General features: G+C 65.3%; 17 protein-coding genes and 1 tRNA gene. 7 read left to right on the top strand and 11 right to left on the bottom strand.

All coding sequences use genetic code 11. The annotated features are described in order from the left end of the window. Window positions 1-21: 21 nt before the first annotated feature. Genes O3656_RS06140 through O3656_RS06100 form a run of 9 tightly spaced genes read right to left on the bottom strand, consistent with a single transcriptional unit; the run spans window position 22 to window position 9,565 of the window. On the bottom strand, window positions 22-891 hold the full coding sequence (locus O3656_RS06140) for a hypothetical protein (protein ID WP_500063107.1): 870 nt from the start codon (window positions 889-891) through the stop codon (window positions 22-24). A 55-nt stretch (window positions 892-946) separates the two neighbouring features. Beyond that, window positions 947-1,894, bottom strand: coding sequence for a hypothetical protein (locus O3656_RS06135; protein ID WP_500063106.1), 948 nt, complete (start codon window positions 1,892-1,894; stop codon window positions 947-949). 41 nt (window positions 1,895-1,935) lie between these two features. Next, the gene (locus O3656_RS06130; protein ID WP_500063105.1) at window positions 1,936-2,157 is read right to left on the bottom strand and encodes a hypothetical protein; all 222 of its coding nucleotides are present in this window, start codon (window positions 2,155-2,157) and stop codon (window positions 1,936-1,938) included. 7 nt (window positions 2,158-2,164) lie between these two features. Continuing rightward, window positions 2,165-2,815 (bottom strand): hypothetical protein, encoded by a 651-nt coding sequence (locus O3656_RS06125; protein ID WP_500063104.1) that lies wholly within the window; start codon window positions 2,813-2,815, stop codon window positions 2,165-2,167. 45 nt (window positions 2,816-2,860) lie between these two features. After that, window positions 2,861-3,571 carry a hypothetical protein gene (locus tag O3656_RS06120; protein WP_500063103.1) on the bottom strand — a complete coding sequence of 237 codons (711 nt, stop codon included), beginning with the start codon at window positions 3,569-3,571 and terminating at the stop codon, window positions 2,861-2,863. A 7-nt stretch (window positions 3,572-3,578) separates the two neighbouring features. Further along, window positions 3,579-4,292, bottom strand: coding sequence for a hypothetical protein (locus tag O3656_RS06115; protein ID WP_500063102.1), 714 nt, complete (start codon window positions 4,290-4,292; stop codon window positions 3,579-3,581). 47 nt (window positions 4,293-4,339) lie between these two features. Next, a complete protein-coding gene (locus tag O3656_RS06110; protein ID WP_500063101.1) occupies window positions 4,340-4,960 on the bottom strand; it encodes a hypothetical protein in 621 nt (206 codons plus the stop codon). A 57-nt stretch (window positions 4,961-5,017) separates the two neighbouring features. Further along, window positions 5,018-5,620 carry a GDSL-type esterase/lipase family protein gene (locus O3656_RS06105; RefSeq protein ID WP_500063100.1) on the bottom strand — a complete coding sequence of 201 codons (603 nt, stop codon included), beginning with the start codon at window positions 5,618-5,620 and terminating at the stop codon, window positions 5,018-5,020. A gap of 54 nt (window positions 5,621-5,674) precedes the next feature. After that, window positions 5,675-9,565, bottom strand: coding sequence for a multifunctional oxoglutarate decarboxylase/oxoglutarate dehydrogenase thiamine pyrophosphate-binding subunit/dihydrolipoyllysine-residue succinyltransferase subunit (locus O3656_RS06100; RefSeq protein ID WP_500063099.1), 3,891 nt, complete (start codon window positions 9,563-9,565; stop codon window positions 5,675-5,677). A 266-nt stretch (window positions 9,566-9,831) separates the two neighbouring features. On the opposite strand from O3656_RS06100, the gene O3656_RS06095 reads away from it, so the two are divergent. From O3656_RS06095 to O3656_RS06070, 6 genes are all read left to right on the top strand, one after another. Further along, window positions 9,832-11,163, top strand: a complete 1,332-nt coding sequence (locus tag O3656_RS06095) for a hemolysin family protein (RefSeq protein WP_500063098.1) — start codon at window positions 9,832-9,834, stop codon at window positions 11,161-11,163. Next, on the top strand, window positions 11,160-12,194 hold the full coding sequence (locus tag O3656_RS06090; RefSeq protein ID WP_500063097.1) for a hemolysin family protein: 1,035 nt from the start codon (window positions 11,160-11,162) through the stop codon (window positions 12,192-12,194). The genes O3656_RS06095 and O3656_RS06090 overlap by 4 nt, the downstream gene beginning before the upstream one ends. A 68-nt stretch (window positions 12,195-12,262) precedes the next feature. Next, a complete protein-coding gene (locus O3656_RS06085; protein WP_500063096.1) occupies window positions 12,263-13,318 on the top strand; it encodes a M23 family metallopeptidase in 1,056 nt (351 codons plus the stop codon). Beyond that, window positions 13,315-14,142, top strand: coding sequence for a glycerophosphodiester phosphodiesterase family protein (locus O3656_RS06080; RefSeq protein WP_500063095.1), 828 nt, complete (start codon window positions 13,315-13,317; stop codon window positions 14,140-14,142). The genes O3656_RS06085 and O3656_RS06080 overlap by 4 nt, the downstream gene beginning before the upstream one ends. Window positions 14,143-14,324: 182 nt before the next feature. Next, window positions 14,325-15,236, top strand: a complete 912-nt coding sequence (locus O3656_RS06075) for a hypothetical protein (protein WP_500063094.1) — start codon at window positions 14,325-14,327, stop codon at window positions 15,234-15,236. Next, complete coding sequence (locus O3656_RS06070; RefSeq protein WP_500063093.1) at window positions 15,233-16,003, top strand: XRE family transcriptional regulator; 771 nt, start codon at window positions 15,233-15,235, stop codon at window positions 16,001-16,003. Before O3656_RS06075 ends, O3656_RS06070 begins: the two co-directional genes overlap by 4 nt. An 88-nt stretch (window positions 16,004-16,091) precedes the next feature. Here the strand turns inward: O3656_RS06070 and O3656_RS06065 are convergent, their stop codons facing one another. Both O3656_RS06065 and O3656_RS06060 read right to left on the bottom strand, forming a co-directional pair. Then, on the bottom strand, window positions 16,092-17,510 hold the full coding sequence (locus tag O3656_RS06065) for a sodium:proton antiporter (RefSeq protein WP_500063092.1): 1,419 nt from the start codon (window positions 17,508-17,510) through the stop codon (window positions 16,092-16,094). A gap of 208 nt (window positions 17,511-17,718) precedes the next feature. Continuing rightward, window positions 17,719-17,794, bottom strand: a tRNA-Arg gene (locus O3656_RS06060). A 100-nt stretch (window positions 17,795-17,894) separates the two neighbouring features. Between O3656_RS06060 and O3656_RS06055 the strand changes: the two genes are divergently transcribed. Next, window positions 17,895-18,350: a ribose-5-phosphate isomerase gene (locus tag O3656_RS06055; RefSeq protein ID WP_500063091.1), complete on the top strand. Its 456-nt coding sequence runs from the start codon at window positions 17,895-17,897 to the stop codon at window positions 18,348-18,350. Window positions 18,351-18,904: the final 554 nt, after the last annotated feature.

The following is an 18,904-nucleotide window of genomic DNA, read 5'->3' as shown; positions in this document are numbered from 1 at the left end:
CCGGGTGGGCGGGCCGACCGATCAGTTGTTGATCTTCGCGCTCGCGACGACCCTTGAATGCGTGTAGTAACCGATGGTCATGGTCGCGTTGCCGGAGCGCAGGGCGCAGGCCTCGTAGAGGACGGCTGTCACGTCCCCTTGCCTCGCAATCTCATCCTTGCTGTCCGTCTCGACGGTCTGCGTGTGGGTCGAGCCATCCTCAAACGTCATGATGAACTGGTTCTCGTACACGGTCGAGACGCCGCCGCGGTAGCGTGACCGACTCGTCTTGTACTGCTCGAAGCTGCATGACGTGACCGTGACAGTGTGTGGGCCGTCGGCGACGTCAAGCACCGCGGGAACGCCGTTCGACAGCGCGTAAATGGCGAACCCGAGGCCAAAGACGCCGACCATCCCCAGGCCGAGCTGGCGTTGTTGTGCCACTTTCTCGTCTCCCCGCGCGCTCGCCGCGAGGTAATTGCGCCGCGTAACAGCATAGAGGGGAATCATGGCAAGGGCGAAGACGAGTGCGACGGCGCACTTGATGAGGGTCCAGACGATCCGTTCCGTGCCGAAGTCGAACATCTCACCGAAGAAATAGAGGACTGTGCCAAGGAGGAGGCCCACGAGGGTGAGCAGGATCCACCACCCCGTGTGCTTCTTCGGCACCTTGCCCTCGCCGGAAGGATCGTTGGGGGCAGGAACACTCTGAGAGGCCTCGTCGGCGTCGGACGACGCGGCATACGCCTGCCCGTATGGGGACCCCTGATATGCCCAACCCTGGTACGACAGCGGCGGCAAGGAAGGCTGCGCGTCGCCCGCTTGCGGCTGCGGCACCTGCGGCTGATTAGCGGGCTGACTGCCGTCAGTGGACGGATCGTAGGGGGAGGAATAAGGGTACTGATTGCTCATGGTGGACCTGAGGGGAAGGGTGGGAACGAGGCCGGGGCGAGATTGATCGTGTGTGTCAGTTCAGGCGGGCGTCGACGATGATCCAGCTGTGCTCGTAGACGTCCAGGGTCATCGACGAGCTGCCCGATTGCACTTTACACGCCTGGTAGAGCACCTCGTAGGTACCGCCCATGGTCTGGATGCTCGCGGGCTGGTCTGTCTCGATGGTTGTCGTATGCAACGTCCCGTCCGCGAGGGTCATCGTGAAGTAGTTGTCGAACACGGTGCGTCCGCGGCCGCGCCGACGTGACTTTCGATGCGAGCCCTGCTCGTAGGTGCACGAGGTGACAGTGACGGTGTGGTGGCCTTCGACGAGGTCTTGGGCGGCCGGGACGCCGTAGGTGACGGAAAAGTAGCCGCTGAGGGGGAGGATGATGATGGCGAAGAACAGGGCGCGAACGCGCATGCTTCTGGTTGCGATGTCACCGGCGGCCTTGGCTCGCCGCAATTCGCGGAAGGACAAGGGGATGCTGACCAGGCACCCGATGGCGACGATGAGCCCGAGGCCGCTGGCCGCCCCCGTCCAGATGAGCCTCTCCGTGCCGAAGTCGTATGAGCCTCCCACCACGGCGTAGATGACCACTGCGAGAACGGCCAGGACCGTGAGAACGGTCGTCGCGAGGGAACGCTTCTTCTCTTGGGTGGGGGCAGCAGCCTCTTCCTCGTGCGAGGAGTCGGCCTGGGCGTACCCGTAGGAGGCGGCGCCCGCGGGTGACTGGTTCTGCGGGTACCGGTAGTCGGCTTGCGGGTTGTACTGGCCCTGATACTCGCTGCCGTAGCCGTCGGGCGACGCGGCACCGGACGCCTGGTAGGGCTGCCCGTACTGCGGATACTGGTATCCGGATGCCTGCTGGGAGTCGGTGCCCTGGTAGGAGGGGTACTGGTACTGGGAGGCATCGAAGGGGGGAATCTGTCCGGGGCCGGACGTGTTCGACGGGGAGTTGAACTGGTTGGGGGTGCTCATGCGGGGACCTATGAAGTGAGGAGTGACGGGCGAGGCCTGAGCTAGGAGGGTGCACCCGCTGCGGTGGGCAGGTGCGCGGTGAGCGACCAAGCACCGACTTGCTCGTCGGTCTCCACACTACCGCTCACGCTATCGATGAGGGCACGGATCTCACCCATGCGACGCCCGCCCAGGACGGATGCCTGGGCGCAGACGGGCATCGGGGTGGGCTTAGCGAGGTTCGCGAGCAGCTTCTCGCGGCTGGTGGCTTTCTGCTTGGTCATGTGCCGCTCATTCCCCTCGCACGTCGACGAGGACCCAGCTGTGGCGATAGACGTCCACGGTGAAGGTCGCGGAACCGGATCGCGTCACGCACGCGTCGTACAGAAAAGCCCCGACACCGGTCGCGTGCTGGATTGAAGTTTGTGACCCGGTCTCGAATGTCGTTGTGTGTCTGGTGTAGTCGGCCGCAGTCATGATGAACTTGTTGTCGTACACGGTTGTGCTGCTGTGTCGGGATCGTTTTTCGGTGTGCGTGTCTTGCTCGAATCGACACGAGATAATGGTGACGGTTTGTGGTCCGTCGATCGCGTCCCGAATGCGGGGGAGGGCGTAGGTGACCGGGACGTAGCTGATGAGGGCGGACAGGAAGAACGCGACACCGAGGAAGAGGGAGGTAACCGTCGCGCCGAGTCCTTTTCCGTTTTTTCCGGGGCGCGTGAAGGCATACGTGAGCAGGGCGATGACGAGCAGACAGCCAAGCGGGATGAGGAGCGCTGCCCCGGCGCCGATCAGTTCCCAGATGAACCTGTCTTTGCCGACGTCTCGCCCTTGCCCGCTCATCTGGTAGATGTAGACGCACGCGAGAATGAGCGCCACTGGGAAGGAGATGCGCGTTTTCTTGCGCCCGCGTCGGGACGTCTTCTGGGGTTGGGTGGTCATGATCTCCTGATGCGGGTGTTCGGGCGATGGTGGGCGAGGCCTGAGCTAGGAGGGTGCACCCGCTGCGGTGGGCAGGTGCGCGGTGAGCGACCAGGCGCCGACTTGCTCGTCGGTCTCCACACTACCGCTCACGCTATCGATGAGGGCGCGTATCTCACCCATGCGACGCCCGCCCAGGACGGATGCCTCAGGCGTGAGGGCGCTGATGGTCAGTGTCAGCGCCCCGTCCATCGCGGACCCGGTGACAGTGACCGAAGCGTTCTTGTCGATTTCGGCGATGTGGGAGAGAACTAGGTAGATGGTTTCCGCGCCCACGGCCTCGCGGAAGTCATTGAGCGGCGTGTGCTCAGTGAACAGGTTGATGATGGAAAAGCCGGACTGCTGCGCGTAGCTGATGGCACCGTCGATGGTTGCGAAATTGCTCGGCGGTGTGGGAGGGGCCGGGCGCTCGCGGCTGGCCGCCTGGGCGCGGGCAGGCGTCGTGGTGGGCCCAGCGAGGTGTGCGGGCAGCGTCGCGGCTGGGTGGCCGACGCCGTGGCGAGGAGGCGTCTTCCAATCCCTGTACAGGAATCGGATGCCGGCAGTGGCTGCGACCACGATGAAGACAATCAGATAGGAAGCCGCTGCGGTGACGACGGCCGACGACCATGAGCCGGGGGAGAAGAAAGAGCCCAGGACGATATTGAGGGACATGATAGCGATGATGATTGCGCAGGCGAGGAGCTTGTCGCGCGCGGTGGTTTTCTCCTTGGTCATGTGCCGCTCATTCCACTCGTGCGTCGACGATGATCCAGCTGTGGCTGTAGACATCGACGGTCAGTGACATCGCGCCGGAACGCGCCTTGCATGTCTCGTAGATGAATGCGGAGACGCCGCCCTCCTTGGCGAGGTCGTCGGAGCTCTCGATCTCGAGCGTGAGTGTGCGCGTTGTCCCGTCCTCCAGGGTCATGGCGAAGTGATTGTCGTAGTAGTCGATGACCTTGCTGTGATCGTCCGACGGCTTGTAGTGCTCCTTCTGGGTGAGTTGGCACGACGTGACTTTGATCGTGCGGGGCCCCTCCGTGAAGTCCCGGGCGACGGCGATCCCGTAGACGCCTGACACAGCAGCGATCACGATGCCGACAACGCCCACCGCGATTGAGACGGCGGTGTAGAGCGTACCGGAGGAGGCGTTCCCCTCGGCCTGCGCTCGGCACCCACGCCTCCGTAGATAGGTCAAGAGAACCGCGCATGCGATCGCAGCGACGAGACCGATGGCGCACCATGCGGCCACCCACACGAGCCGCCAGAACCCGAAGTGCACGTACCTGCCGAGCGTCGCGAAGGCGTAGGCAATGGTGCCGAAGAAGCCGATGACGACGAATGCGAGCAGGTTTGCGCGCGTTGAGAACCCCCGCGGCAGGCGCTCGATCATCGACGAGGCCGGGGGGCGGTTGACGGGACCTGGCGGGGGAGAGGTGGGGTACTGGTTGCTCATAGTCTCACTGATGTGTGTGGGATGGACGAGGCCGGGGCGCGTTCGCGTCACGCCTCACGGATAGCCTTCATGATCCCAGTGCGCGGGTAGTAGTCGACGACGAGAGAGGTCGTGAAAGGGCGGACGACACATGCTTGATAGACAGCGTAGTAAGGGCTTGTTGGTTTCGTGAACTCGTCTTGCGTGTCCGTCGTGATGTCGAAGCGACGCTGCTTTCCGTTGTCAAAATGGAGGGTAAAAACGTTGCGGTAGTAGGTGCTGCCGCGACGCCCGTGTTCGGTGAACGTCTGGAAGTTCTCGCAGCTCGTGACGGCCCGTGTCTGGGGGCCTTGGCGGGCGTCACTGGATAGCTCACTGAAGGCTCCAGCGCCCATGACGGTGCACGCGGTCGCGACCAACGCGATGAGAGCAATGCCGACAAGTGTCTTGATCGCAGGGCCTGCGTCGCCAGGTTGATCCAGCTGTGCGCGCATCGTGCGCACAAGCGTCGGAAGGAGCGATAAGAGACAGATACCGAAGACAACGGCCGCGCCAGAGCCGATGAGTGAACAGACCAGCTGACGGACGCCGAAGTTCCCGGCCAGCAAAAACGCGCCGAGCATGACGACCGCGGATCCGACGATCACACAGGCCCATATGGCCATGCCGAGCTGTTGCCGAGCACTCATCGGACGGCTCTCGGGGGAGAAACGTGAATGACGTGGGTACACACATTCCTCCTGTGCTCACACGTCCGCCGGGATCGCTCCCGTCCACTCGTACCAGCCCTGGTGCTGGACGATCCACGCCATGAGGGCGTAGCCGGCCTGGCCGGGCAGGGTCTGGCCGTCCCCTCCGCGCGCGAGGGAGGCAGCCATGTCCTCGAACCACTGGTCGTGTGCGACCAGCGGTGTGTAGCAGTCGACGAAGGGGATGCCTCGGCGCGCGCACACCTCGGAGCACGAGGAGGACAGTGCCTTGAGGGATCCGGAGTCCACGCCCGCGAGCGGCGGGGGCCCGACGACGAAGCTAGGGATGCCGAGCGCGGTCGCCCGGTCGGTGATGTTGGCCAGGTTCAGGCGCGAGCGGGCCGTCGAAATGCCGGCCGCGACGTCGCCCGGACCCACACCGATGACGAGGCCGTGGGGCTCGCCCTCGGCCAGGCGCGGCAGGACCTCGGCCTCCCAGCGCGCAGCCATCTGCTTCGTCGTCTCGGAGGGGACGGCGAGGGTCAGGAACGTGGCGGGCAGATCGAAGGTCGAGTGAGCGTTGACGCGACCGACCCAGCCCAGGCCTCGGGGGTCACCGACGCCGGCGACGAGCTCGTCTCCGATGAAGCAGATCCGCATGGTGTTCCTTTCCTGTGCCTCCCGCGCGTACTCAGGCGGTGCGCGCGGACCCTCTTAGCCTTCGAAGGCCTGCGCAATAAGGGTAGCTGCTTGCTCCTTGTGAAGCGAGGCACGTCCCGCAGCGGTCGTCGCAGACTCGGGGCGCGAGACCACGCGGACCGGGCGTCCCAGAGACGGGAACAGGTTGAGCGCCAGGTGCGGCCACGCGCCCTGGTTGCGCGGCTCGTCCTGCGCCCACGTCACCGACGCGTTCGGGTACTGGGCGAGGACCTCGGCGAGCTCGGCCTCAGGCAGCGGGTAGAGCTGCTCCAGGCGAATGATGGCCGTCGACGTGTCGCCGCGGTGCTCGCGCTCCTTCGCGAGGTCGTAGTACAGGCGGCCGGAGCACAGCAGGACGCGCGTCACCGATGCGGGATCGGTGATCGTGGTGTCCCCGATGACGGGCTGGAAGCCGCCCGAGGTGAACTCCTCGAGGTGTGAGGATGCCGCCGAGAGGCGCAGCAGCTGCTTGGGCGTGAACGCGATGAGGGGCTTGCGCGGGCGCTTGTAGGCCTGCGTGCGCAGCATGTGGAAGTGGTTCGCCGGCGTGGAGGGCTGAACGATCCACATGTTGTCCTGGGCGGCCAGCTGCAGGTAGCGCTCAATGCGCGCACTCGAGTGGTCGGGTCCCTGTCCCTCGTAGCCGTGGGGCAGGAGCATGACGAGCGAGGAACGCTGGCCCCACTTCTGCTCGGCCGAGCACACGAACTCGTCGATGACGGTCTGCGCGCCGTTCGCGAAGTCGCCGAACTGCGCCTCCCAGATCGTCAGGGTCTCGGGGCTCTCCAGCGAGTAGCCGTAGTCGAAGGCCAGCACGCCGTACTCGCTCAGCGGTGAGTTCCACACGTCGAAGCGCGCCTGGTTTTCGGTGAGGAAGCGCAGCGGCGTGAACTCGCGGCCGTCGTTCGCGTCGTGCAGGATCGCGTGACGCTGCACGAAGGTCGCGCGGCCCACGTCCTCACCGGACAGGCGCACGCCGGTGCCCTCCATGAGGAGCGTGCCGAAGGCCAGGAGCTCGGCGAAACCCCAGTCGATCGGCTTGTTGCCCAGCGCCATTTCGAGGCGGCGCTCGCACAGCTGACGCAGCTTCGGGTGAGGTTCGAAGCACTCCGGGAAGTGCGTGTGCGCGTGGCCGATGCGGCGCAGCTGCTCGGCGGGGGCAGCAGACGTCCACCCGATCATCATGCCGATGCCGGGCAACTGGGACTCCGGCATGGTCCATTCCTCGTCGGGGGACTCCCCGGCCTCGCCCACGCCGACGGTGAGCGCCGGGTCGTGCGTGCGGCTGCCCGGGTTAATCTCGGACACCGAGGAGGCGCCGCCCGCGCGGGTCTCCTCGAGGATGCGCCCGAGCTCCGCCTCGTACTGGGTGATCGACTGGCGGGCCTCGTCCTCGGTGAGCTGACCGCGACCCACGAGGCCGCGGATGTACACGGCGCGCGTGGAGGGGATGCGGTCGATGAGGGAGTACATGACGGGCTGGGTCATCGACGGGTCGTCGCCCTCGTTGTGACCGCGACGGCGGTAGCACACCATGTCGATGATGACGTCCTTGTGGAAGGCGTTGCGGTATTCGAAGGCCAGGTGTGCGCAGCGGATGACGGCCTCGGGGTCGTCCGCGTTCACGTGCAGGATCGGGACCTGCAGGCCCTTGGCCAGGTCAGTCGCGTATCCGGTCGAGCGGCCCTGCGTCGGGCCGGTCGTGAAGCCGATCTGGTTGTTGACGATGATGTGGATCGTGCCGCCGGTCTTGTAGCCCTCAAGCTGGGAGAGGTTGAGGGTCTCCTGGACGACGCCCTGGCCGATGAAGGCCGCGTCGCCGTGGATGAGGATCGGGATGATCGGCAGGTCGGGGTCTCCCAGGTGCTCCTGCTTGGCGCGCACGATGCCCTCCAGGACACCGTCGGCGGCCTCCAGGTGTGAGGGATTGGCGCCCATGTAGACCTTGGTGGCTAGGCCGTCGTCAAGGGAGTAGACGCCCCACGTGCCCAGGTGGTACTTGACGTCGCCCGATCCCTGGACGGAGTTAGGCATGTAGTTGCCTTCGAACTCGTCGAAGATCTGCGCGTAGGACTTGCCCGCGATGTTGGCGAGCACGTTGAGGCGGCCGCGGTGCGCCATGCCAATGGCGACCTCGTGGATGCCGGTGCGCGCCGAGTCGGCCAGGATGTGGTCGAGCAGCGGGATCAGGGACTCGCCGCCCTCGAGCGAGAAGCGCTTTTGGCCCATGAACTTGGTCTGCAGGAACTCCTCGAAGGCCTCGGCGCGGATGAGGGTGCCCAGGATGTGGCGCTGCGCGTCGGGGGAGAGGGCCTCGTAGGGGCGCTCGATGCGCTTTTGGACCCAGGCGCGCTGCTCGGGGTCCTGAATGTGCATGTATTCGATGCCGACCGTGCGCGTGTAGGTGTCGTGCAGGCGCGTGAGAATGTCGCGCAGCAGCATCTGGTCGGAGCCGCCGAAACCGCCCGTGGGGAAGGGACGATCCAGGTCCCACACGCTCAGGCCGTAGGAGGAAATATCGAGGTCGGGGTGGCGACGCACGCGGTAGGCCAGCGGGTCTGTGTCTGCGGCGAGGTGTCCGCGCGAACGGTAGGCGTGGATGAGCTCCGCGATGCGCGCGGGCTTGCCCTTCTCGTGGTTCGGGTCGTAGTCGTAGTCCGCTTCCCACGCGTAGGGGCGCGCGGGTACGTGCATCGAGGTGAAGACGCGCTCGTAGAAGCCGTCGCGGCCCGAGAGCTTGGCGTCCACGAGTGCCAGGAGGCGGCCCGACGCCGCGCCCTGGATGATGCGGTGATCGTAGGTGGAGGAGAAGAACATCGTCTTGCCGATGCCGAGGGCGGCCAGGCGCTTGGGGGAGACGCCGCGGTATTCCGCCGGGTAGTCGGTGGCGCCCACGCCGATGATGAGGCCCTGGCCGACCATGAGGCGCGGCACGGAGGTGGTGGTGCCCAGCGTGCCCGGGTTCGTCAGGGTGACAGAGGTGCCCTGGAAGTCGGCGGTCGTCAGCGTCGCGTTGCGGGCGCGCGTGACGAGGTCCTGGTAGGCGTCGACGAACTCGGCGAAGGTCAGCGTGTCGGCGTCGTGGATGACGGGGACCTTCAGGGAGTGGTTGCCCTGCGCGTCGGCCACGTCGATGGCCAGGCCGAAGCCGATGTGCGCGAGCTGCTCGATGGCGGGCTTGCCGCCCTCGATCGTGTAGCGCACGTTGAGGTCAGGCATCTCGCACAGCGCTTCCACCAGCGCGTAGCCGATGAGGTGGGTGAATGAGACCTTGCCGCCGACTGTGCGCGCCAGGTGCGCGTTGATGAGGGCACGGTTTTCGATGAGGAGCTTGGCCGGGATCTGGCGCTGGGAGGTGGCCGTGGGGATGGAGAGCGAGGCCTCCATGTGCTTGGCGGTCGCGCGCGCCGCGGACTTGAGGATGTGGAGCTCATCCTGCGAGGGGGCACCCTGGAAAAGGGTGAAGGCTGCGCGCCCGTGCTGCTGGCGCGTGTAGGGGCTGGTGGCCTCCGCGACGGCGGCGGGCGGTGCGGGCGGCAGGTCCGAGCGCGTCACGGAGACGACATGGGCGTCCGGCTGGCGCGAGGCCTCGGGGGCGTCGTCCTCAATGTCGAGGGTGGGCGGCGTGACCGATGCGGGAATCGCGTGATCAGTGGGGGCCGAGGCCGACTCGAGTGTGGGTGTGCCCTCGGGGATGGCGGGACGCTTGGCTCGCAGCTGCGGGGGAGCGGACTCAGTGGAGAAATAGGCTCGCCAGGAGGGATCCAGGAGCTGGGGATCGCGCTCGTAGAGGTCTCGCATCTTCGCGATGTACCACTGGGGATCGGGCTGAGAAGCGGTGGGAGTGGGCACGTATTCCTCCGTAAGTGTCGCGCCGCGCGCATGGGCAAAATCCCGTGCGGCCATACCTCAATAATTCTACCGCCGCGTGACCGTCTTCACGAAACCTGGTATGCCTTTGGCGTGTACTTCAAGGGTCTTTGGTCCGTTGGAGAATGATTGTTGGCACATGCGCCGCGGTGTGTGGAAATGCGCGCTGGGGGAGAGGGGCTGGGACGCTAGACTGGAACCATCATGGACTGCGACACTGTCGGCTGTACTGCCGCTCTTTCTCACCCCTTGCCCGCGCGTCTGCCCGCGACCAGCCCCGCCCTCGTGGAGGGGGATGCGCGATGATCACAGCGCTCATGCTTGTGCTTGGCATCGTCTTGACCGCCGGCACCTTCGTCTTCGTGTCCGCCGAGTTTTCCCTCGTCGCGGTCGACCAGGCCGTCCTCGAGAAGAAAGCGGAGGAGGGGGATCGCGGCACCGCATCCGTCCTGCGGGCCACCCGGACTCTTTCCACTCAGCTGTCGGGCGCCCAGGTGGGCATTACGCTGACCACGATCCTGCTCGGCTACACGACGCAGAGCGCTCTGGCTGAGCTGCTGGAGGACCTGCTCGGATCGGTCGGCCTCGCGTGGGGCCTGGCGACCGGCATCGCGGCATTCGTGGCTGCCGCGTTCATCAACGTTTTCTCGATGCTCTTCGGTGAGCTCGTCCCCAAGAACCTCGCCCTGGCCCATCCGCTGGCCACGGCCGTACGTGTCGTTCCCTTCCAGATGGTCTTCACGGTGATCGCCCGACCCATCATCTGGGTGCTGGGTGGCACGGCAAACTGGGTGCTCTCCCGCATGGGTATCGAGCCGCAGGAGGAAATCTCGTCGGCGCGCTCGGCTTCCGAGCTGGCGGCCCTCGTCGAGCACTCCGTCGAAGAGGGGACCTTCGACATGTCCACGGCCGACCTCTTCGTCAACACGATCCGCATGTCCACCCTGAGCGCCGCCGACGTCATGACGGACCGCGGCCGCCTGCACACCCTCAGCGAAGGCGACAGCGCCCAGGACGTGCTCGACCTGGCCCACGAAACCGGGCACTCCCGATTCCCCGTGATCGGCGATGACTCCGACGACATCCTCGGCCTGGTGTCCCTGCGCCGCGCGGTCGCCGTACCCGCCGAGCGGCGCGCCGAGGTCCCCGTCGTGTCGTCGTCGCTCATGACGGACGCGCCTTCGGTTCCCGAGACCGCGCCGATCGGCCCCCTCATGGTGCAGCTGCGCGACGAAGGCCTGCAAATGGCCGTCGTCGTCGACGAGTACGGTGGCGTGTCCGGCATCGTCACCCTCGAGGACGTCGTCGAAGAGATCGTCGGCGAGGTCTCCGACGAGCACGACCAGCGTCGCCTCGGTATCCGCCCGCGCCCCGACGGCACGTTCCTCGTGCCCGGCACGCTGCGCCCCGATGAGCTCGCGCGCCGCACCGACATCAACCTGCCCGAGGACGGCCCCTACGACACGATCGGCGGCCTCGTCATGAATGAGCTGGGTGAAATCCCCTGCGTCGGCTCGCGCGTGAGCGTCGATGGTATCGGCATCGAGGTCACCCAGATGCAGGGCAGGCGCGTTGCCCAGGTGGCGATCACGCCCGCGGCCTCCGAGGATACCGATGAGGAGGTGTCCCTGTGAGCGTCGGGGTTGGTCTCGCTATCACCGTGGCCCTGCTGGCCGTCAACGCGTTCTTCGTGGCCGGCGAGTTCGCCGTCACCTCGACGCGTCGCTCGCAGGTCGAGCCTCTCGCGGACGAGGGGGTGCGCGGAGCCGGCGCTGCTCTCTTCGCCCTGCGGCACGTCTCCCTCATGCTGGCGATCTGCCAGCTGGGTGTGACGGTCGCGTCCACGACCCTGGGCGTCGTCGCTGAGCCCGCGATCGCGCACCTCGTCGAGTCGCCGCTTGAGCGCCTGGGCGCGCCCGAGGCGACCAGCCACGTCGTCGGATTTGCGGCGGCCCTCGTCATCGTCCTCTTCTGCCATGTCGTGTTCGGCGAGATGGTCCCCAAAAACGTCTCGATTGCCGCCCCCGTGCGGATGCTGCTGGTCCTGGCCCCCGTCCTCGTGCGCCTGGGCCACGTCCTGCGTCCGATCATCGAGGCCATGGATCACTTCGCGAACTGGTTTGTGCGCATGGCGGGCTACGAGCCGCGCTCGGAAATCTCGGCCACCTACACGGTCGAGGAGGTGGCCTCGATCGTCGTCGCTTCGCAGGCCGAAGGCGTGCTGACAGATGAGCTGGGTCTGCTCAGTGGCACCCTGGAGTTCTCCGAGGAAACCGCTGGGACCGCGATGGTTCCCCTCGACAAGCTCGTCGTGCTGCCGCAAGGGGCTACCCCCGCCGACGTCGAGGAGCAGGTCGCCCACACGGGCTATTCGCGCTTCCCGATCGCTGGGGACGACGGCTCCATCGTCGGCTACGTTCACCTCAAAGATGTCCTGTACGCCACCGGGGAGGATCGCGAGCAGCCGATCACGCCGTGGCGCATCCGTCGCCTCGAGGCCGTGTCCTCCGGCGACCAGGTCGAGGATGCGCTGCGCCACATGCAGCGCACCGGCGTCCACTGCGCCCTCGTGCGCGACGCGGGCACCGTCGTCGGCATCCTCTTCCTCGAAGACATCCTGGAACTGCTAGTCGGCGAAGTCCGAGATGCCCTCCAGCGCCCATGACGAGGCGCGATCAGCAAGGTACATTAGGTTGAGGTCCGGAAGCGACGAACACAGATGAGGGGGAGAGCGTGAGCGACATCGAATGCCCGCTGCCGAAGCGGTCGCAGCTGCGCGCCGCGCGCTCCACACATGGCGAGGACTCACAGGAGACACCGATTACCGCGGCGATCCCCATCGATCAGGATCCCGCGGCACCCCCGCCCCCTCGCGCTGCGGCCACGCCTGACGAGGCCGCACCCGACGAGGCCGCCCCGGCCTCGCCCGTGGTCGCTCCCGAGAACGTGGTCGAACCCGAAAACCGGGCCGAACCCGAGAGTGAAGCCGAACCCGGGAGCGAGGCCCGGGCCTCGTCCGCTGGCCGACGCCGCGACGTCCACCCCGTGGGCTACGTGCTGCGTGCCCTCCTCGTCCTGGGCCTGGCGGGCACAACGATCGCGGTGCCCATGACGGGACGCGTGGGCTCCGACTCGTCTTTGACCGTGCCCGCGCGTGCCTTCGGCACCTCGGTGGGCGGACCCAGCTGGGCCGTGTCCTCCGCGCTGCCCCAGGCCACCGCCCTGGATGGCACCCTCACCGCGAACTCCCGCGCCAAGGCGAAGGCCCCCGTGTCTATCACCGGCTGCGCGTCGGGCAACGGCGCGGACGGCAACCGCAACGTGCGCGTCGTCGCCGACACGATCTACTGGCCGCTGCCGGAGGGGTCCTACACGATCACCTCGCCCTTCACGATGCGTATTTCGCCCGTCTCCGGCCAGCTCCTGGCCCACGAGGGTATCGACATGGCAGCCCCGCTCGACACCCCCATCACAGCCGTGTACGGCGGCGTCGTCGAAGAGGTCGCGGAGAACTCGCGCTCGGGCGCGTACGTGCAGATCAAGCACACGAAGTCCGACGGCACCGTCTTCCACTCCGCCTACCTGCACCAGTACATGAACAAAATTAAGGTGAAGGTTGGCGACACCGTGACCGCCGGGCAGGTCATCGGCGCGGTCGGCAACAACGGCTGGTCGACGGGCCCCCACCTGCACTTCGAAATCCACGACTCCTCGGACACTCCCGTGGACCCGGAGGCGTGGATGGAGACAAACAAAGCTGTTTATCTCGGACAGGAGTCTTGCTCATGATGCCCGTCACGATGCGCCAGGGACCCATCATTTTCGCCCACCGCGGCGGCAGTGAAGAGGCACCCGAAAACACGATGAGCGCCTTCGCGCACACGTACGAGGCCGGGATCCGCCACGTGGAGACCGACGCTCACATCACCGCCGACGGCAAGGTCGTCCTCTGCCACGATGAGACCGTGGATCGCTGCTATGACGGGACCGGCACGATCGCCCAGATGACGTGGCGCGAGCTGTCGAAGCTGCGCCACCGCGACTCCGGCGAGCAGATTCCTCTGCTCGCGCAGGTTCTCGAGGCCTTCCCGGATATGTACTTCAATATCGACGCGAAGGAGCCGGGCGTTGAGGGGCCGCTCCTCGATGTCATCGCCGACCATGGTGCGGCCAACCGCGTGCTGGTTGCCTCCTTCTCCGAGCCGCGCCTGCGCGCCGTGCGCGACACGGCCGCTTCGGACCCGGCCCGCGCGGTCGCCACGTCTCTCGGTACCGAGGCCGTCGTGCGCCTCGTGGGTGCCGCGAAGAGCGCCACGAACCCCGCCTGGTGGCACGTGCCCGGCCCTCGCCAGGGCGCCATCGCCGCCCAGGTGCCCATGCACCAGGGCCCGATCCGCGTCGTTGACGAGCGCTTCGTTGCCACCGCCCACACCCTGGGCCTGGCCGTGCACGTGTGGACCATCAACACGGTGGCCGACGTGCTGCGCCTCCTCGAGGTCGGCGTCGACGGCATCATCACCGACCGCCCCGTCTTCCTGCGTGACTTCCTGGAGACTCGCGGCCTGTGGACTCAGCCTCCGGCCCCCGGTTCTGTTTCGGGCCCCAGGGACTGACTGAGGTTATTGCTTGAAATGGCGGGCGCGCACCGGCGGGTGCGCGCCCGCTTTCTCGTGCCCCTGGTGCTTTGACTTTCTTGTGGGCCGTGCAATATTCTGGCGTGTTACTGCTTGCTGCTTGCTGTGGTGTCAGGAGAAAAAGTGTCCGCTTTGATTGCAGGGGGACCGGGGAGACAGTTGTGAATTCGGAGCTTAACTCTTACCCGCTCGGTGCCTTCCTCCTCGGGGTGTCGGGGATGGCCTACTGGTATTACCAGATGTTTCACGCCAGTGGAGGCTGGGATTTACCACGACGCGTGGGGAGATATCGGCGCCCCAAGAACTTTGACTCTGTCATCGTACCGTCATATTCCATGTGGTTGATCGTCGGGCCGGTGGTCGTGTGGTTTGGTCAGTATGATCCTCCGAAGTGGTTGTTTTTCTGCGCGTGTATTCCAGTATTTCTTTTCCCGATACTGTTCGTTGTTGGTTTTCTGCCCATCAAATTTCCCGATTGTATGTACCCGGAATGGCAATATGCCAAGCGCAATGGTCTATTAGAAGAAGGGAAAAACGGTCAGAAGCCCTCTCAGACCCGCGGTTCTGATGGGGTAGATCGTCTTGTGGGCACAGGCGTGATGATGCGTGTGGCTTCCGGTTGGAGGCAGCTGTCGGAGGAGGAACGCGGAGAGCTCGGGGATCTCGGCGAGGATGAGAGTATTCGCTTCATTGCCGTCGGGGAGGCAACAGAGGGGTACGTGCCGAACATCGTCATCACTGAAACTGAGGTATTCAGCGGCAAAGGGGAGAAGGAAATCCTTGACGACAGTGCTCGTCGTCTGGCTGAGCCGCATCCTGGATGTCGCCTCATAGATGACACCGTCGTGCCGTATCCAACCGCGCGTACCCGCTTCATCACGGGCGTGTACACCCTCAATGCCATCTCAATGACCGTCTCGCAGCTCGTGTGGCTCACCCGGCATAGAAACGACGGGGACGAGGAGTCCCGCCAATTCCTATGGGCCGCAACATGCACGTGCGCGAGTAGTGACTTCCCAACCGTTATTGCCAGCTTCATGGAGATGGCGCAGACTCTGGAGGTGGAATCATGACCGCCGAAGGAACCACGGCCTCGTCGCCGGAGGAACTCGTCGTCTCCCTCGAACAGGCGAATGCGCTCATTGACCTTATGGGTATGAGAGAAGGGGGCAACGCTCTCACGAGTGCAATGCCCGTCGGTGGACTGATCGGCGCTGGCCTCGCCGACTCCAACGGCCTCGCGGGCGACGCTGAGGCGATCCTGGGCCCCGCGCGCAGCGTTAACTATCGCCTCGTTATCCGCGTCGTCTCTCCGAGGCCGAGCATCGGCGTGCGGAATGTGAGGATCTGGCCCTCACGGCCGCGCTCGGTCGTCATGCGCACCGAGGCCGACGGCGCGCACTTTACCCAGGTTGATAACTGCGATGTTCCACGCATCCTGGCCGAGGAGACTCTCCTGGAGCCCGGGCCAACCATCCATGACGGACCGCCGTGGATCTCCGCTGACTTCGTGCAGGCGGTGCGTGACGTGGATCTGGAAAGGGCACAGTCAGCCCTGATCGATGTGGCCGCCAAGGGCCCCAGTGGCTCTCACTTTTCGCAGGACTGCTGGCACAAGCGGTGGTGCGCCGTGCTGTGCGTGCGGGAAGAACGGACTTGGGACCGGTGGAAGGAGACCGAGCACGTCGAATGCTTCGTCACCGATCACATGCACGCGCAAATCCACGCGCCCCTCGACCCTCGCGCACTCGCCCTCATGCAGGAGCGGAACGTGCCCACCCTGGACGCCCCGCCGCGCACGGCCCTGTGGGGGTTCATGATGGAGCTGCTCGCCAAGTAGCGAGGCTCGTGGGTGCTTTGACCTAGGAAAACGAGGGGGCGGAGCCGCTTGGCTCCGCCCCCTCGACGCATCTGTCAAGACCGCTGGCTCACTCGTTGCCGCTGAAGTCGGCCACGGCCTCGTCCAGGCCCGCGCGGCGGATGCGCACGAGCGAGAGGAACGCCAAGCCGAGCGCCAGAGCGATGCCCAGGCCTCGAACCAGCCAGGACTCACCCACGAAGATCATCGCCATGGCGGCCAGGACGGGCACCAGGAGCGTGAACGCGTAGCCAACGTAGCGACCAAACGACGGCATGGGCACGCCGTCGGACTCGGCGACTGACTTGACCATGAAGTTCGGGCCGTTGCCGATGTACGTGATCGCGCCGCAGAACACGGCACCCAGCGAAATCGGAATCAGGTAGTACTCGGGCACGCCAGCAATCAGGGTGCCCTCGCCGCCGGACGCCTTCGCCATCTCGAAGAACGTCATGTACGTCGGAGCGTTATCCAAGACGGAGGACAGGCCGCCAGTGAACACGAAGTATGTCATGCGGGTCAGCGGCAGAGATGGGGCAATCTGCTCCAGGTAACGCAGCGCGGGCGCCATCGTCGAGAAGATGCCGATGAACAGGGTCGCAACCTCCATGATCGGGCCCCACGTGAACGCGTTCTCCTCGAAGCGCACCTTCTTGTCCGACAGCTTGTAGGACAGGCCCGCGACCGCGAACATGATGACCTCACGCCACGGCACCAGGTCGACCCACGACTCGAAGTGGCCCTCGGCGAGAGCCTCGCCATCCCAGGAGGGAGCGAAAGCGACAGACAGGATGATGATCGCGAAGAACAGCAGGTTGATCTTTCCGTGCAGGAGCAGGGGCTGCACGTCGCGGTCGTCGGCCTCAATGGAGGAGGTGTCCTCGGAGGCGTAACGCACGCGGTCAATCGAGTAGTAGGTGAGGAGCAGCAGCGCCAGAGTAAACAGCCACTCCTTCCACAGTGCGAACGTCCACGAGAACGGCACGCCGTGCAGGTAGCCGAGGAACAGCGGCGGGTCGCCGAGCGGAGTCAGTATGCCGCCACAGTTCGCCACAATGAAGATCGTGAACAGGACCGTGTGCACGCGGTGCTTACGTTCCTTATTCGTCTCCAGGAGCGGGCGAATCAGCAGCATGGCCGCGCCCGTCGTCCCGATGAACGAGGCCAGCAGGCCGCCGATCGCCAGGAAGATCGTGTTGTTACGCGGAGTCGCCTGAATGTCGCCGGCCAAGTGAATGCCGCCGGACACCACGAACAGCGCGAAGAGCAGCGCGATGAACTGCACGTACTCCACGCCCGTGGCGATGAGCGGGCCGGTGCCCGCCCTCATGAACATCCAGACCGTCGTCGGCACGCCGAGAGCGAGCGCGACGGAGAGCTGGGAGCATTCCTTTTCCCACCAGTGCGAGGTCTTCGGGATGATAGGCAAGAGCGCGATGCACGCGAGCATCGCAACGAAGGGGAGCAGGCTCCACCAGGGGTAGGTCATCGGCCAGTCCTTGGTTGACGATAGATACGCTCACCATTTTATGGGGTAGGGGAGGCGGGTGCGGAGCCTTCCGGCAGGTGGGAGTGGCCTCATCGACGAGGCCGGGGCCCGTGTGCGCGTGGGTTTCCGTTGGGTTGAACGCGGGCATTGGTGGCCGACGGGTGTATGTGCGCGCGAGTGGGTATGCGTGGGTATGCGTGGGTATGCGTGGCGCCCCGAACAGGACTCGAACCTGCGACCTCTTGCACCGGAGGCAAGCGCTCTATCCGCTGAGCTATCGGGGCAGCTCGGTCAGTTTAGCAGGGTTTCATACATCCACGCGGAACGGTGATGTGTGCCATACTAGTGGGCGTTGCTTGTTTGAGAACTCTCCAGGAGGATCCCATGCGCGTTCATATCGGCACCGATCACGCCGGTTTCGAACTCAAGGAAAAGGTTGTCGCCCACCTGCGCGAGGCCGGTCACGACGTCGTTGACCATGGCGCTCACGCCTACGATGCGCTCGACGACTACCCGCCGTTCTGCATTGAGGCCGCCCAGGCCGTCGTCAGCGAGCCAGGCAGCCTCGGCATCGTCATCGGTGGCTCCGGCAATGGTGAGCAGATGGCCGCCAATTGCGTGGAAGGCGTGCGTGCCGCCCTCGTGTGGTCCGACGCGACCGCGCGTCTGGCCCGCGAGCACAACGACGCGAATGTCGTCGCCGTTGGTGCCCGCCAGCACAGCGAAGAAGAGGCCATTGCGCTCATCGATGCGTTCCTTGAGACCCCCTTCAGCGGCGACGAGCGCCACCAGCGTCGCATCGACCTGATGAAGGACTACGAGCGCTCCGTGCGCGCCTGATACCCGGCGGCGTCGGGGTGCCTGTTAGTCGCTGACGTCTGGGCATCTTGACGCTGGCCCGTTCGGTGGTGGATGCCGACGGGCTTCGCCGCTGCTCATGCGCTGGGTTTTCAACGCATATCAGGCACTGATCGAGACGAGGCGGGGCCGGTGGACGACCACCGGCCCCGTTTTGTACGCCGTCTTTGTGGTTGCTCGGCAGTTTCGCATGCAATTCGCCGAAGAGTATTTCCAACTTTGGAATTCAATCATTGGTATTCCAACGTTTTGAGTCGTTGTGCGTTTGGGGGGTGAGGGAATTGCATGCGATTTTGTGGGAGGCGTGCGCATTGGGCATCGGTGGGGTGGGTGCATGCTGCAAGAAACCGGTGATGCTTTGGCTTTCGGCAGGTTTCCGTGGGATGAAACCGGTGATGCCTTGGCTGGCCCACGCTCATTGTGGAGAGGAAGCACTGCCACCACTGCGGGATAAAACTCTCCCTGCGTCGGTTGTTTGCATCTCGACCGGGATAATTTTCTCCCTGCTCGCCTCGAATGGGCTGAAATGTGCGTTT

It is taken from the genome of Pauljensenia sp. 27098_8_83 (assembly GCF_041432695.1).
Lineage (GTDB): Bacteria > Actinomycetota > Actinomycetes > Actinomycetales > Actinomycetaceae > Pauljensenia.
Note: the sequence above shows the minus strand (reverse complement) of the source record. Positions and strands in the feature narration are given on the sequence as shown.

Bases quoted from the DNA above. Each gene is read 5' to 3' on its own strand.
- O3656_RS06130 (WP_500063105.1), bottom strand. From the start codon at position 2,157: ATGACCAAGCAGAAAGCCACCAGCCGCGAGAAGCTGCTCGCGAACCTC.
- O3656_RS06120 (WP_500063103.1), bottom strand. From the start codon at position 3,571: ATGACCAAGGAGAAAACCACCGCGCGCGACAAGCTCCTCGCCTGCGCA.
- O3656_RS06080 (WP_500063095.1), top strand. From the start codon at position 13,315: ATGATGCCCGTCACGATGCGCCAGGGACCCATCATTTTCGCCCACCGC.
- O3656_RS06110 (WP_500063101.1), bottom strand. From the start codon at position 4,960: ATGAGTGCTCGGCAACAGCTCGGCATGGCCATATGGGCCTGTGTGATC.
- O3656_RS06115 (WP_500063102.1), bottom strand. From the start codon at position 4,292: ATGAGCAACCAGTACCCCACCTCTCCCCCGCCAGGTCCCGTCAACCGC.
- O3656_RS06100 (WP_500063099.1), bottom strand. From the start codon at position 9,565: ATGGCCGCACGGGATTTTGCCCATGCGCGCGGCGCGACACTTACGGAG.
- O3656_RS06065 (WP_500063092.1), bottom strand. From the start codon at position 17,510: ATGACCTACCCCTGGTGGAGCCTGCTCCCCTTCGTTGCGATGCTCGCG.
- O3656_RS06135 (WP_500063106.1), bottom strand. From the start codon at position 1,894: ATGAGCACCCCCAACCAGTTCAACTCCCCGTCGAACACGTCCGGCCCC.
- O3656_RS06055 (WP_500063091.1), top strand. From the start codon at position 17,895: ATGCGCGTTCATATCGGCACCGATCACGCCGGTTTCGAACTCAAGGAA.
- O3656_RS06140 (WP_500063107.1), bottom strand. From the start codon at position 891: ATGAGCAATCAGTACCCTTATTCCTCCCCCTACGATCCGTCCACTGAC.
- O3656_RS06105 (WP_500063100.1), bottom strand. From the start codon at position 5,620: ATGCGGATCTGCTTCATCGGAGACGAGCTCGTCGCCGGCGTCGGTGAC.
- O3656_RS06070 (WP_500063093.1), top strand. From the start codon at position 15,233: ATGACCGCCGAAGGAACCACGGCCTCGTCGCCGGAGGAACTCGTCGTC.
- O3656_RS06125 (WP_500063104.1), bottom strand. From the start codon at position 2,815: ATGACCACCCAACCCCAGAAGACGTCCCGACGCGGGCGCAAGAAAACG.
- O3656_RS06095 (WP_500063098.1), top strand. From the start codon at position 9,832: ATGATCACAGCGCTCATGCTTGTGCTTGGCATCGTCTTGACCGCCGGC.